14 protein-coding genes are annotated in these 12,494 nt (G+C 73.0%); 8 read left to right on the top strand and 6 right to left on the bottom strand.

The annotated features are described in order from the left end of the window. The 3 genes from AC1DUQ_RS08285 to sucC form a co-directional block, all read right to left on the bottom strand. A partial coding sequence (locus AC1DUQ_RS08285; RefSeq protein ID WP_477073640.1) for a cell division protein PerM occupies window positions 1-1,245 on the bottom strand: 1,245 nt, incomplete at its 3' end. A 54-nt stretch (window positions 1,246-1,299) separates the two neighbouring features. Then, the gene (gene sucD / locus AC1DUQ_RS08280; RefSeq protein ID WP_477073639.1) at window positions 1,300-2,187 is read right to left on the bottom strand and encodes a succinate--CoA ligase subunit alpha; all 888 of its coding nucleotides are present in this window, start codon (window positions 2,185-2,187) and stop codon (window positions 1,300-1,302) included. Between the two features lie 32 nt (window positions 2,188-2,219). Further along, entirely contained in the window at window positions 2,220-3,401 is a 1,182-nt protein-coding gene (gene sucC, locus AC1DUQ_RS08275) for an ADP-forming succinate--CoA ligase subunit beta (RefSeq protein ID WP_477073638.1), read from the bottom strand. 243 nt (window positions 3,402-3,644) lie between these two features. Here sucC and AC1DUQ_RS08270 point away from each other — a divergent pair, with 243 nt between their 5' ends. From AC1DUQ_RS08270 to AC1DUQ_RS08260, 3 genes are all read left to right on the top strand, one after another. Continuing rightward, window positions 3,645-4,337: an AAA family ATPase gene (locus tag AC1DUQ_RS08270; RefSeq protein WP_477061453.1), complete on the top strand. Its 693-nt coding sequence runs from the start codon at window positions 3,645-3,647 to the stop codon at window positions 4,335-4,337. 247 nt (window positions 4,338-4,584) lie between these two features. Beyond that, window positions 4,585-4,797: a helix-turn-helix transcriptional regulator gene (locus AC1DUQ_RS08265; RefSeq protein ID WP_057210438.1), complete on the top strand. Its 213-nt coding sequence runs from the start codon at window positions 4,585-4,587 to the stop codon at window positions 4,795-4,797. Beyond that, window positions 4,797-5,339 carry a Clp protease N-terminal domain-containing protein gene (locus AC1DUQ_RS08260; protein ID WP_477061452.1) on the top strand — a complete coding sequence of 181 codons (543 nt, stop codon included), beginning with the start codon at window positions 4,797-4,799 and terminating at the stop codon, window positions 5,337-5,339. The genes AC1DUQ_RS08265 and AC1DUQ_RS08260 overlap by 1 nt, the downstream gene beginning before the upstream one ends. Before the next feature lie 87 nt (window positions 5,340-5,426). Here AC1DUQ_RS08260 and pcrA read toward each other — a convergent pair whose 3' ends face one another. The 3 genes from pcrA to AC1DUQ_RS08245 all read right to left on the bottom strand — a co-directional run bounded on the left by pcrA (window position 5,427) and on the right by AC1DUQ_RS08245 (window position 8,785). Continuing rightward, window positions 5,427-7,877 carry a DNA helicase PcrA gene (pcrA, locus tag AC1DUQ_RS08255; RefSeq protein WP_477073637.1) on the bottom strand — a complete coding sequence of 817 codons (2,451 nt, stop codon included), beginning with the start codon at window positions 7,875-7,877 and terminating at the stop codon, window positions 5,427-5,429. Between the two features lie 61 nt (window positions 7,878-7,938). After that, window positions 7,939-8,421, bottom strand: a complete 483-nt coding sequence (locus tag AC1DUQ_RS08250) for a DUF456 domain-containing protein (RefSeq protein WP_477061450.1) — start codon at window positions 8,419-8,421, stop codon at window positions 7,939-7,941. Window positions 8,422-8,437: 16 nt separating this feature from the next. Next, window positions 8,438-8,785 (bottom strand): hypothetical protein, encoded by a 348-nt coding sequence (locus AC1DUQ_RS08245; RefSeq protein ID WP_175348111.1) that lies wholly within the window; start codon window positions 8,783-8,785, stop codon window positions 8,438-8,440. A 95-nt stretch (window positions 8,786-8,880) separates the two neighbouring features. Between AC1DUQ_RS08245 and AC1DUQ_RS08240 the strand changes: the two genes are divergently transcribed. The 5 genes from AC1DUQ_RS08240 to AC1DUQ_RS08220 all read left to right on the top strand — a co-directional run. Then, window positions 8,881-9,633: an SDR family oxidoreductase gene (locus AC1DUQ_RS08240; RefSeq protein ID WP_477061449.1), complete on the top strand. Its 753-nt coding sequence runs from the start codon at window positions 8,881-8,883 to the stop codon at window positions 9,631-9,633. A gap of 23 nt (window positions 9,634-9,656) precedes the next feature. Then, entirely contained in the window at window positions 9,657-10,232 is a 576-nt protein-coding gene (locus AC1DUQ_RS08235; RefSeq protein WP_477061448.1) for a TetR/AcrR family transcriptional regulator, read from the top strand. A gap of 5 nt (window positions 10,233-10,237) precedes the next feature. Beyond that, window positions 10,238-11,215, top strand: coding sequence for an NADPH:quinone oxidoreductase family protein (locus AC1DUQ_RS08230; RefSeq protein WP_477061447.1), 978 nt, complete (start codon window positions 10,238-10,240; stop codon window positions 11,213-11,215). After that, entirely contained in the window at window positions 11,212-11,946 is a 735-nt protein-coding gene (locus AC1DUQ_RS08225; RefSeq protein ID WP_477061446.1) for an SDR family NAD(P)-dependent oxidoreductase, read from the top strand. Before AC1DUQ_RS08230 ends, AC1DUQ_RS08225 begins: the two co-directional genes overlap by 4 nt. 98 nt (window positions 11,947-12,044) lie before the next feature. Then, window positions 12,045-12,494, top strand: a 450-nt coding sequence (locus AC1DUQ_RS08220; RefSeq protein ID WP_477073636.1) for an ATP-binding cassette domain-containing protein, incomplete at its 3' end; no start/stop codon positions are given.

Below are 12,494 nucleotides of genomic sequence, written 5' to 3'. Positions count from 1 at the left end.
CCCCAGCTCGGCGCGCAGCGGCAGGTCCCCCGGCAGCGCCCCCAGGAGCGCCCCGACGAGCACGCCCGCGCCCCCGAGGAGCCCCACCACCGCCCCCTGCGCACCGACGTCGGCCAGCCTGTCCGGCCCGATCCCGCCGCTCGCCGCCGTGACCAGGGCCGCGACGACGACGACCGTGGTGAGGGCAGCGGTCGAGCACGCCGCGAGGCACTCCCACCACCGCTCGGTCGCCAGCCGGCGGTGCACGTACAGACCGACGAGCGCGCCGACCGCGACCACCAGGAGCGGAACCAGGCTCGTGGCCGGTCCGGCGATGTCCGCGGCGGGCAGCGCGCCGAGCATCGGCACCGCGGGCAGCGCTCCGCCGACCACGCCGTCGGGAGCGAAGTGCGTCCCCTCGCCGACCGCGAAGCCGGCGCCGGTCAGCCACGCGAGCGCCCACACCACCAGGTTGGGCAGGTAGGCCAGCTCGGCGACCGCGAGCACCACGCCTCCGACGGCATCGAGGCCGAGCCCCCGCACGACGTCCCCGATGGTCGCGCGGCCCGCCACCACCCACAGGGTCGTCACCAGGGCGGCGACGAGGACCAAGCACGCGGTGGCCAGCACGCCCCCCGCCGCGCCGGTGCGCGCAGGAGCCGGCACCCGTACCCAGACGCGTCGCGAGAGCGTCCGGACCGAGGGCGCCTCGGGTCGAGCCAGCAGACCCGCGCCCAGCCCGACGGAGGAGACCAGCGCTCCCCCGACGAGGGCCCGCCCGAGCCCGGTCCCGGAGACTCCCGACACCAGCGCCACCAGGACCGTGACCAGCGTGTACGTCCCGACACCCGCCCAGTAGGAGGGCCAGGTCGCCAGCCCGGACCTGCGGGCCGACGCGTAGCAGACGAAGAGCGCGAGCGCGGTCACGCCGAGCGGCACGAGCGACACCACGACCGGACCGACGTGGGCGGGCACGCCGTGCCCGAGGAGCCACAGGGCGGACCCGACGCCGACCGAACGGAACCAGCCGACGCCGCTGTTGGAGGGGTCCGCCGAGGTTGCGACGTACGCCGCCACGGCCGGCAGGGCGAGCACGAGGAACGACAGCAGGGCAGCCTGCAGTGCGGACAGGACCCCGGCGACCCAGCGCGGGGCGCCGTCGAGCGCGCTCGTGAAGAACGTCGGCGTCGGCTCGTCGGACAGCGTGCGGCGTCGGCGACGGTCGACGACGGGGGTGCCCCCCGTGCGGGGGCCGGTGGCGCTCACCGTGCCATCGTCGCCGCCGCGGGAGCCGGACCGGGGTCGACGGGACGGAACGGGTCAGCTCAGGAGCTGGCGCGCGAGGACGGCCGTCTCGGACGGCGTCTTGCCGACCTTSACGCCGGCGGCCTCGAGGGCCTCCTKCTTGGCCTGCGCGGTGCCCGACGAGCCGGAGACGATGGCGCCGGCGTGGCCCATGGTCTTGCCCTCGGGCGCGGTGAAGCCGGCGACGTAGCCGACGACCGGCTTGGTGACGTGCTCGGAGATGTACGCGGCGGCACGCTCCTCGGCGTCGCCCCCGATCTCACCGATCATCACGATGACCTCGGTGTCGGGGTCCGCCTCGAACGCCGCGAGGGCGTCGATGTGCGTGGTGCCGATGATGGGGTCGCCGCCGATGCCGATGGCCGTGGAGAACCCGAGGTCCCGCAGCTCGTACATCATCTGGTAGGTCAGCGTGCCCGACTTGGACACCAGGCCGATGCGGCCGGGGCCCGTGATGTCCGCCGGGATGATGCCGACGTTGGACTTTCCGGGGCTGATCAGGCCGGGGCAGTTGGGGCCGATGAGCCGCACGCCCTTGTCCAGCGCGAGCGCGAAGAACTCGGCGGTGTCGGCCACCGGGACGCCCTCGGTGATGATGACGACGAGCGGGATGCCGGCATCGATCGCCTCGACGACCGCAGCCTTGGTGTGGGCCGGCGGGACGAACACGACGGAGACATCAGCCCCGGTGGCGTCCATGGCCTCGGCCACGGTGCCGAACACGGGGACGTCCACGGCTGTCTCTCCAGCAGTGAACGTCACTGATGTCCCCGCCTTGCGCGGGTTCACCCCGCCGACGACGGACGTGCCGGACGCGAGCATGCGGGTGGTGTGCTTCTGGCCCTCGGAGCCCGTCATGCCCTGGACGATGACCTTGGATGCCTCGGTCAGGAAGATCGCCATGGTGGTGTCTGCTTCTCTCTGCGTCAGGGGGTTCAGGCCGCGGCGTGGGCGAGCTCGGCCGCCTTGTCGGCGCCGCCGTCCATCGTGTCCGCGATCGTGACGAGCGGGTGACCGGCCTCGGCGAGGATCCGACGACCCTCGAGCACGTTGTTGCCGTCGAGTCGCACGACGAGCGGCTTGGAGGCCTCGTCGCCCAGGATCTCGAGGGCGGCCACGATGCCGTTGGCGACGGCGTCGCACGCCGTGATGCCGCCGAAGACGTTCACGAAGACCGCCTTGACCTGCGGGTCCGTGAGGATGATGTCCAGGCCCGCGGCCATGACCTCGGCGCTGGCGCCGCCCCCGATGTCCAGGAAGTTGGCCGGCTTCACGCCACCGTGCGACTCACCGGCGTACGCGACGACGTCGAGCGTGCTCATCACGAGCCCGGCGCCGTTGCCGATGATGCCGACCTCGCCGTCGAGCTTGACGTAGTTGAGGTCCTTCTCCTTGGCGCGCGCCTCGAGCGGGTCCGCCGCGGCGGCGTCCTCGAGCCCGGCGTGCTCCGGGTGCCGGAAGGAGGCGTTCTCGTCGAGCGTGACCTTGCCGTCCAGCGCGACGATCTCGCCGTCCTCGGTGAGGACCAGCGGGTTCACCTCGACCAGGGTGGCGTCCTCGCTCCGGTAGACCGTCCACAGCGTCTGGAGCACCGTCGCGACCTTGGGGGCGATCTCGGCGTCGAACCCGGCGGCGCGGACGATCTCGTCGGCCTTGGCCTGGTCGATGCCGGTGCGCGGGTCGACGGCCACCTTGGCGAGGGCGTCGGGACGCTCCACGGCGAGCTGCTCGATGTCCATGCCGCCCTCGACCGAGCACATGGCCAGGTAGSGGCGSTCGGCGCGGTCCAGCAGGARGGAGAWGTAGAACTCCGTCGCGATCTTCGCGCCGGCCGCGATCATCACGCGGTGGACCGTGTGGCCCTTGATGTCCATGCCGAGGATCTCGGTGGCCTTCTCGGCTGCGTCGTCCGCCGACCGGGCCAGCTTGACGCCRCCGGCCTTGCCGCGGCCRCCGACCTTGACCTGCGCCTTGACCACCACGACGCCCGGCTGACCGCCCAGGAGCTGCTCCGCGCCGGCGCGGGCCTCCTCCGGGGTGGTGGCGACGACGCCGCCGAGCACGGGAACGCCATGCTTCTCGAAGATGTCACGTGCCTGGTACTCGAACAGGTCCACCTGGTCTGGGTCCTCTCATCAACCGGCATTCGACGGCCTCTGTGCGGCCGAAACGCCCCGGATGATGGTAGCCGCAGCGTGGAGATATCTTCACATCGAGAGATGTGGCGTGCACAACCCCTCCTCGTCCACCGCTTCTCCGCAACCCCTCCCCGGAACCGCCGCAATCCGCTACGTTCCCGGCATGGATCCGGTGACGATCGTGGCTGTCCTGCTCGGCACCGACGTCGACGGTCACGCACGGTGAGCGCGCCCTCGGACACGGCGCCCACGGCGTCGGTCGCGCGACTCGCAGTCCTGCGCGAGGTGACGGGCGGCGTGCCCGACCCCCGCACGCTCGGCCGGCCCGTGCTCGTCGGGGTCGACGGCATGGACGGCGCCGGCAAGACCACCTTCGCCGACGGGCTCGCCGCCGAGCTGCGCCGGGAGGGCCGGGACGTGGTGCGCATCTCGGTCGACGGGTTCCACCGACCCCGCGACGAGCGCTACCGCCAGGGACGGCACTCCCCCGAGGGGTTCTGGGCCGACTCCTACGACTACGACGCCCTGCGCACCGAGGTGCTCGAGCCGTTCGCGCCCGGTGGCTCGCGCCGGTTCCGGCGGGCCGTGCGGGACGTCGCCACCGACACCGCGCTGCACCTCCCGCGGGAGGCGGGCACGGACCGCACGGTGCTCGTGCTCGACGGGATCTTCCTGCATCGCGACGAGCTCGCCGCCTGGTGGGACTTCTCGGTGTACCTCGACGTCGACTTCGCCGAGACGTTCGCCCGCATGGCCGTCCGCGACGGCTCCCCGCCGGACCCGACCCACCCCGCGAACTCTCGCTACGTCGAGGGCCAGCGCCGCTACCTCGCCGCGTGCCGGCCCGCGTCCCGCGCCACGGTCGTCATCGACAACCGGGACCTGGCCCGCCCCCAGGTGATCCCCCACCCCTGACCAGCCGGGAGCGGGACGTCCGCACATTCGGTCGCCCCAGCGCGCTGACCCGCGGACGCTGCTCCGCCGGGAGCGGGACGTCCGCACGTTCGATCGTCATAGCGCGCTGATCCGCGGACGCTGCCTGGCCAGGAACGGGACGTCCGCACCTTCGGTCGTCCTGGCGCTCGAATCTGCGGACGCCCTGCGACGCGGCCGCGCGTCAACCGCGGTTGACATCCCCCTATTGTCAACGTAGGTTGACGGCATGTCCGATGAGCTCATGACCGCAGCCGCGAGTGCTGCCGAGCCTGCCGAGGGCCTGCGGGCGGTGCGGGCGCTCCGCGCTCTCGCCGACCGGCTGGAGGCTCTGCACGTCGAGCGCGCCCGTCGGCTCGGCTGGTCCTGGCAGCAGGTCGCCGACGCCCTGGGCGTCTCCCGGCAGGCGGTCCACAAGAAGTACGGGAAGAGGGTCGGCTGATGTTCGAGAAGTTCGCCAAGGACGCCCGCGAGTCGGTCGTCGGCGCGCAGGAGGAAGCACGCGTGCTCGGTGCCGACCGGATCGGGACCGAGCACGTGCTGCTGGGCATGCTCCGCTCCCCCGACACCGTGGCCGCCCAGGCCCTGGAGCGGCTCGGCGTCACGCATGCCGACGTGCTCGCCACGGTCCGCGCGCTGCCGCCGGGCGCCATCGACGCCGACGCGCTCGCCGGCGTGGGCATCGACCTGGATGCCGTCCGCGCCCAGGTCGAGGCGTCGTTCGGTCCGGGCGCGCTCGACACCCAGCCACGCAGCCGGGCCGGGCACCTGCCCTTCGAGCCGTCGGCCAAGAAGCTGCTCGAGATCGCGCTGCGCGAGGCGATCCGCGTCAAGCACCGCAGGATCGACACCGGCCACCTGCTGCTCGCGGTCGTCCGGCTGGACGACACCGCCGCGTACCGGGCGCTCAGCTCCCTGGGCGTGGGACCCACGGCCGCGCGCGAGTCGGTCATCGCCGTGTGGGCCGACGTCCCGGTGGGCTGAGGGGACCGGGATGCCGACCGACTGGGCCGCGGTGGCCGCGCGGGGCAGGTTCGCCACGCGCGCACGCCGCCTCTCCCGGGCGGACCGCTACAGCTTGGTGACCGGCGAGAACCTGAGCAGCAGGCGCTTGGTGCCGTCGGTACCGAAGTCGACCTTGGCCACGGCGTTGGGCCCGGCCCCCTCGAGGCCGATGACCGTGCCCAGGCCGTACGAGTCGTGCGTGACGCGGTCGCCGATGGCCAGCTGTGGGATCGCGGRGTCCGGTCGCGGCTTGGCCGAGCCGAACGTGGCACCGGTCGACGGGAGCGGCTTGCGCTCGGTCCGCGGTGCCGACGACGCCCGATAGCCGCCGCCCCCGCCGGACGACCCGTAGCCCGAGCCCCACCCGCCGCGCAGCTGCGAGGTCGACGACTCCCGGCGGCGCCAGTCGATGAGCTCGTCCGGCAGGTCGTCGAGGAACCGGCTGGGCGGGAACTCGTTGGGCACACCCCACGCCGTACGGACGGCGGCGCGCGAGATGTACAACCGCTCGCGCGCGCGGGTGAGCCCGACGTACGCGAGCCGGCGCTCCTCCTCCAGCTGCTGCGAGTCCGACAGCGACCGCAGGTGCGGGAACGTGCCGTCCTCCATGCCGGTGAGGAAGACGACGGGGAACTCGAGGCCCTTGGCGGTGTGCAGCGTCATCAGGGTGATCACGCCGGGGTCCGGCCTGCTCTCGCCGCCGTCGTCCCCGCCGTCGTCGTCCGGGATCTGGTCGGAGTCCGCGACGAGCGAGACGCGCTCGAGGAAGTCGGACAGGTCGCCCTCGGGGTCGCTCTGCTCGAACTCGGAGGCGACGGCGTGCAGCTCGGCCAGGTTCTCGACGCGCGAGGCGTCCTGCGGGTCCTCGCTGGCGCGCAGCTCCGCGAGGTAGCCGGACCGGTCCAGCACCGCGCCGAGCACCTCGGCCGGGCCGGCGGCCGCCGCCAGCGCGCGCAGGTCGGTCATCATCGCCGCGAAGGCCGTGAGGCCCGTGATCGCGCGGGTGCCGAGACCGGGCACCTCGTCCAGCAGGTCGAGCGCCGCGCCGAACGAGATGCGCTCGCGCTCCGCGAACGACGCGACCATCGCCTCCGACCGGTCGCCGAGGCCACGCTTGGGCACGTTGAGGATGCGCCGCAGGTTGACGTCGTCGTCGGGGTTGGCGATGGCGCGCAGGTAGGCGACCGCGTCCTTGATCTCCTTGCGCTCGTAGAACCGGGTGCCGCCGACCACCTTGTACGGCAGGCCGACGCGGATGAGCACCTCCTCGAGCGCCCGGGACTGCGCGTTCGCGCGGTAGAACACGGCGACGTCACCGGGGCGCACACCGTCGGAGTCGCCCAGCCGGTCGATCTCCTCCGCGACGAACCGCGCCTCCTCGTGCTCGGTGTCCGCGACGTACGCGACGATCTGCGCGCCCGCCCCCGAGTCGGTCCACAGGCGCTTGTTCTCCCGGCCGGGGTTGCGGCTGATCACGGCGTTGGCCGCGGACAGGATGGTCTGCGTCGACCGGTAGTTCTGCTCGAGCAGGATGGTCCGGGCGTCCGGGTAGTCCACCTCGAACTCGAGGATGTTCCGGATGGACGCGCCGCGGAACGCGTAGATCGACTGGTCGGCGTCGCCGACGACCGTGAGCTCGCCGCGGGGGAGCTCCATGTCGGTGGAGTCGTCGACGATCCCGCGCGAGGAGCCCACCAGCTCGCGCACCAGCGCGTACTGCGCGTGGTTGGTGTCCTGGTACTCGTCGACCAGCACGTGCCGGAACCGGCGCCGGTAGTGCTCGGCCACGGCGGGGTACGCGCGCAGCAGGTGCACGGTGGTCATGATCAGGTCGTCGAAGTCGAGCGCGTGCGCCTGCTTCAACCGGGCCTGGTACCGCGTGTAGACCTGGGCCAGCGCGGTGTCGAAGTCGTTGGCCGCGCCTCCGCCGGACGTCGCCGCGAAGGTCTCGGGGTCCACCAGCTCGTCCTTGAGCGAGGAGATCTTGTTCGCCAGCGCCTTGGCGGGGTAGCGCTTGGCGTCGAGGTCGAGCTCGCGCGCGACGAGGGTGAGCAGGCGCTGCGAGTCGGCCGAGTCGTAGATGGAGAAGCTGGACCGCAGCCCCAGGGTCGCCGCCTCGCGGCGCAGGATCCGCACGCACGCCGAGTGGAACGTGGACACCCACATGCGGCCGGCGGCCGGGCCGACGAGGCCCTCCACCCGCTCGCGCATCTCCGCGGCGGCCTTGTTGGTGAACGTGATCGCGATGACCTCGCCCGCGCGCGCCCGGCCCGTGGCCAGCAGGTACGCGATGCGGTTGGTGAGCACCCGCGTCTTGCCCGAGCCGGCGCCGGCGACGATGAGCAGCGGACCGCCCTCGTGCATCACGGCCTCGCGCTGCTGCGGGTTGAGCCCCACGAGCAGGCGGTCCGCCTCGGCGCGGCGGCGGGCGGCTGCGGCCTCGGCCGCGGCGTCGCCGGAGGGGTCTGCCGAGGCGCCCGGCAGGGGCAGGGAGAGGTTCTCGAAGAGCGACGTCATGGCACTCCCAGGATAGGCGCCGGGACCGACAATCCCGTCCTGGACCTGTGGACGTGCCGGGTCAGCGCAGGGCGAGCGCGGTCAGCCACGCGCCGGTGGCCACGAGGGCCGCGGCGAGCTCCACCAGGATCGTCAGGCCCGTGGCCTGCAGGGCTGCGACGGTCGCCCGCCACGCCGGCCGGGGCTCGCGCGACCGGAGGTACTCCGCGACGTAGATCCCGAGCACGAAGCCCACGAACAGACCGACGACCGGGATGGCGAAGAACCCGACGACGCCCGCGATGCCGCCCCAGACCAGCGTCGAGGACGGCACGCCCGCGCGCTTGAGGTGCCGGCCCGCCAGCAGGTATTTGCCGACGAACGCCAGCGCCGTGACCACGACGGTGATCGCGACGACGGTCCAGCCCGCGACTCCCCCGGTGACGACGCCCCAGACGATGACCGCGCCGGCCACGAGCAGCCCGCCGGGCAGGACCTGGACGATGACCCCGAAGAGCCCGACCAGCACCACGAGCCCGACCAGGAGGTCACCGACGGAGTTCACGGGGTGGACAGTAACGTCAGCGCCAGAGCACCGCGATCGCGACGTTCAGCGCCGTCAGGCCGGCGATCGCGCCCAGGTAGCCGGTGGTCACGCGCGACGGCTTGCGCACGCCCAGGACGACCAGCACGGTGACGACGACCGCGACGACGAGCTTGACGGCGATCTTGGTGGTGTCCGGCTCGTGCCCGGCCAGTCCGGCGGACGCGATGCCGGCCAGCGCGATGCCGGTGACCAGCGCGGTGAGGATGCCGTGCAGCACGCCGGTGGCGATCTTCGGGGTGCGGAGGTTGACCAGCGTGCCGCCGAGCACGATGGCCCAGCCGAGCAGGTGGAGGACGACGAGCAGGTGGTAGACGAGATCCATGCGAGGAGCCTATCTGACGCAGCGTCAGATAAAGCACCACGCCGATGCGCTACTGTCTGGCGGCATACCGAACAGTCGGTATCGAAGGAGCGGGCATGCGCAGGTTCGAGGGCAGGGTCGCCCTGATCACCGGGGCGAGCCGCGGGATCGGTCTGGCCGTGGCGGACCGGCTGGTCACCGAGGGTGCCACGGTGGTCATCACCGGCCGCAAGCCGGAGTCGCTCGAGCAGGCCGTCGCGCGCCTCGACGCCATCGCCCAGGGCCACGCGGTGGGTGTCGCGGGCAAGGCCGACGACGAGGACCACCGCGCCGCGGTCCTCGCCCTCGTGCGGGACCGCTTCGGCGGTCTCGACCACCTGGTGAACAACGCCGGGATCAACCCCGCCTACGGCCCCGCTCTGGAGATCGAGAGCTCCGTGGTGCGCAAGATCCTCGAGGTCAACGTCGTCGCCGCGCTCGACTGGACACGGGCGGCGGTCGGGGCGGGGCTGCGCCGCTCGATCGTCAACACCGGCTCGGTCGCGGGCCTGTCGGCCAGCCCGGGCGTGGCGTTCTACGGCGTCTCCAAGGCCGCCCTGCTCAACCTCACGCAACAGCTCGCGGTCGAGCTGGCGCCCGGGATCCGGGTCAACGCCGTCGCCCCCGCCGTCGTCCGCACGCGGCTGGCGCAGGCGCTCTACGAGGGCGACCGCGAGGCCGCCCTGGCCGCGGTCTACCCCCTCGGACGCATCGGGGAGCCCGAGGACGTGGCGGGCCCGGTCGCGTTCCTGCTGTCCGACGACGCCGCGTGGATCACCGGCCATACGCTCACCATCGACGGCGGCGCGAGTGCCGTCGCCGTCGGCTAGTCGCACACGAGAGAGGCACCACCATGGCCACGTCCAGCGTCGTCGACGACATCACGCGGGCCGCCGTCGACCTGTTCTCCACCCAGGGGTACGCCAACACCTCGGTGCAGCAGATCGTCGAGGCGGCCGGCGTCACCAAGGGCGCGATGTACCACTACTTCGAGTCGAAGGACGACCTCCTCTTCTCGATCTACGAGCGGATGCTGACGCTCCAGACGCACCACCTGGAGGAGATCGTCGGGCGCGGCGCGCCGACCGCGCAGACGCTGCACGACGTCTGCGTGGACGTGGTCGAGACGTCGATCGACTTCCTGCCCGAGGGCACGGTCTTCTTCCGCAGCGTCCACATGCTCTCCGAGCCCCGTCAGAAGGAGGTCACGCGCCGACGCCGGCAGTACCACGACGTGTTCGCGGGGCTGATCGAGCGCGGCCAGGAGGAGGGCCTCTACCGGACCGACATCCCCCGCGCAGTGCTCGTCGCCCACTTCTTCGCGGACGTGCACTACCTGTCGAACTGGTACTCCCCCGACGGCGCCGAGGACAAGGGGGTCCTCGCCCGGCAGCTGACGGACCTCTTCCTCGTCGCGATCAAGGCCTGAGCCCCGTGCGCGCCTGGCACGTGACCCGGCACGGCGAGCCCGCCGAGGTCCTGGAGCTCGCCGACGTCGCGGACCCCACTCCCGGTCCCGGGCAGGTGCTCGTCCGGGTGCGCGCCGTCGCGGTGAACTTCCCCGACGTGCTGCTCGCCCGCGGCGAGTACCAGGTCCGCCCGGCGCTGCCCTTCTCTCCCGGCATCGAGCTGTGCGGCGAGGTGGTCGGCCTCGGCGACGGGGTGTCCCGCGTGGCGCTCGGCGACCGGGTCGTCGGGTCCCGGATCGGCGTGCTCTCAGAGCTCGCGGTGCTCGACGAGCGCGAGGTGTTCCCGGCGCCGGCCGCGCTCGACGACGCGGAGGCAGCCGCGCTGACCATCGGCTACCAGACCGCCTGGTTCGGGCTGCACCGGCGCGCAGCCCTGCAACGCGGCGAGACCCTGCTCGTGCACGCGGCGGCCGGCGGCGTGGGCACCGCTGCCGTGCAGCTCGGGGCCGCCGCGGGTGCCCGCGTGATCGGGGTGGTCGGCAGCGCGGCCAAGGCGGAGGTCGCCCGGAAGGCCGGCGCGGAGGTCGTGATCGACCGGTCGGCGCAGGACGTCGTGGCGGTGGTCAAGGCCGAGACCGCAGGTGCGGGTGCCGACGTGGTGTTCGACCCCGTCGGCGGGACCGCCTTCGAGCAGTCCACCAGGTGCATCGCGTTCGAGGGCCGGATCGTGGTGGTGGGCTTCGCGGGCGGGACGATCCAGGCGGTCAACGCCGGGCACGCGCTGGTGAAGAACTACGGCGTGCTGGGCCTGCACTGGGCGCTCTACGCGCAGCGCCGTCCCGGGCTGGTGGACGCCGCGCACGTCGAGCTCACGCGGCTCATCGACGAGGGGCGCATCCGGCCGGTCGTCGGTGAGGTCGTCGCGTTCGAGGACGCTCCCGCGGCGGTGCAGCGGCTCGCCGACGGCGGCACCACCGGGCGCCTCGTGGTCCGGGTCCCGTGAGCGCGCTCGACGGGCGCGTCGCGATCGTCAGCGGCGCCGCGGGCGGGCTCGGGTCGGCCTTCGTGCGCGCCCTGCACGCCGCGGGGGCGAGCGTCGTGGTCGCGGACCTGGTCGACGACGCCGCAGGCGCGCTGGCCACCGAACTGGGCGACCGCGCGCTGGCCGTGCACCTGGATGTCACCTCCCCGGAGAGCTGGGCCGGGACCGTCGACCGGACGTTGACGGCCTTCGGCGCGGTAGACGTGCTGGTGAACAACGCGGGGATCGCGAACGCCGGACCGATCGACCACTACCCGCTCGCCAAGTGGGACGCCGTCATCGCGGTCAACCTCACGGGTGTGTTCCTGGGCGCGCAGGCCGTGGTGCCGGCGATGAAGGCGGCCGGCCGTGGGTCGATCATCAACATCTCGTCGGTGGAGGGCATGCGCGGGGGCGACCACCTGCACGGCTACGTCGCCTCCAAGTTCGGGGTCCGGGGCCTGACCAAGTCGCTCGCGGTCGAGCTGGGGCGCGACGGCATCCGGGTCAACTCCGTGCACCCGGGCTTCGTGCTCACGCCCATGACCGCGCGGCTGGACCCCACGGCGACGGCCATCCCCCTCGGCCGGCCGGCGGACGCCGCCGACGTCGCGGGCACCGTGGTCTTCCTCGCGTCCGACGACTCCGCCTACACCACGGGCACCGAGCTGGTGGTCGACGGCGGCATGATCGCGGGCATCCCGCACTCCTGACCGGCTCCGCGCGGCCGTGACACAACTGTGCTCGCAGGGACATACCGTCCGGTCGGTTTCTGTTGTACGTTCGTCCTCACCGACACGAAGAGGTGCCGATGTCCGCACTGACAGCTCCTCCCCGAGAGGGTGCCCCGCGCCTTGCCGTCCGCGGCCTCAGCGTGCGGTTCGGCGGCCTCGCCGCCCTCGACGACGTCTCCCTGCACGTCGACGAGGGGGAGGTCGTCGGGCTCATCGGCCCCMACGGCGCGGGCAAGACGACCCTCTTCAACGCCGTCTGCGGCCTGGTCCGTCCGAGCGCGGGCTCCCTCGCGGTCGGCGGCCACCCGCTGGTGCCCGACCCGACGCGGCTGGCTGCGCGCGGCGTCGCCCGCACGCTCCAGGGGCTCGGCCTGTTCCGCGGCCTCACCGTCCGCGAGAACGTCCTGGCCGGCCGCCTGGGCGCGCACGACCCGGGCGCCGACGCCCAGCGGCAGCTCGACGCCCTCGGCCTGGCCGGGCACGCCGACCGGCCCGTCGGCGACCTGCCCTACCCGGAGCAGAAGAAG

The sequence above is a fragment of the Cellulomonas sp. P4_B5_2 genome, assembly GCF_056402235.1.
This window is presented reverse-complemented; position numbering and strand designations above follow the sequence as displayed.

What these genes read in the sequence shown, in the direction of transcription:
- AC1DUQ_RS08265 (WP_057210438.1), top strand. Translation starts at nt 4,585, where the DNA reads ATGTCCGATGAGCTCATGACCGCAGCCGCGAGTGCTGCCGAGCCTGCC.
- AC1DUQ_RS08260 (WP_477061452.1), top strand. Translation starts at nt 4,797, where the DNA reads ATGTTCGAGAAGTTCGCCAAGGACGCCCGCGAGTCGGTCGTCGGCGCG.
- AC1DUQ_RS08245 (WP_175348111.1), bottom strand. Translation starts at nt 8,785, where the DNA reads ATGGATCTCGTCTACCACCTGCTCGTCGTCCTCCACCTGCTCGGCTGG.
- AC1DUQ_RS08240 (WP_477061449.1), top strand. Translation starts at nt 8,881, where the DNA reads ATGCGCAGGTTCGAGGGCAGGGTCGCCCTGATCACCGGGGCGAGCCGC.
- AC1DUQ_RS08235 (WP_477061448.1), top strand. Translation starts at nt 9,657, where the DNA reads ATGGCCACGTCCAGCGTCGTCGACGACATCACGCGGGCCGCCGTCGAC.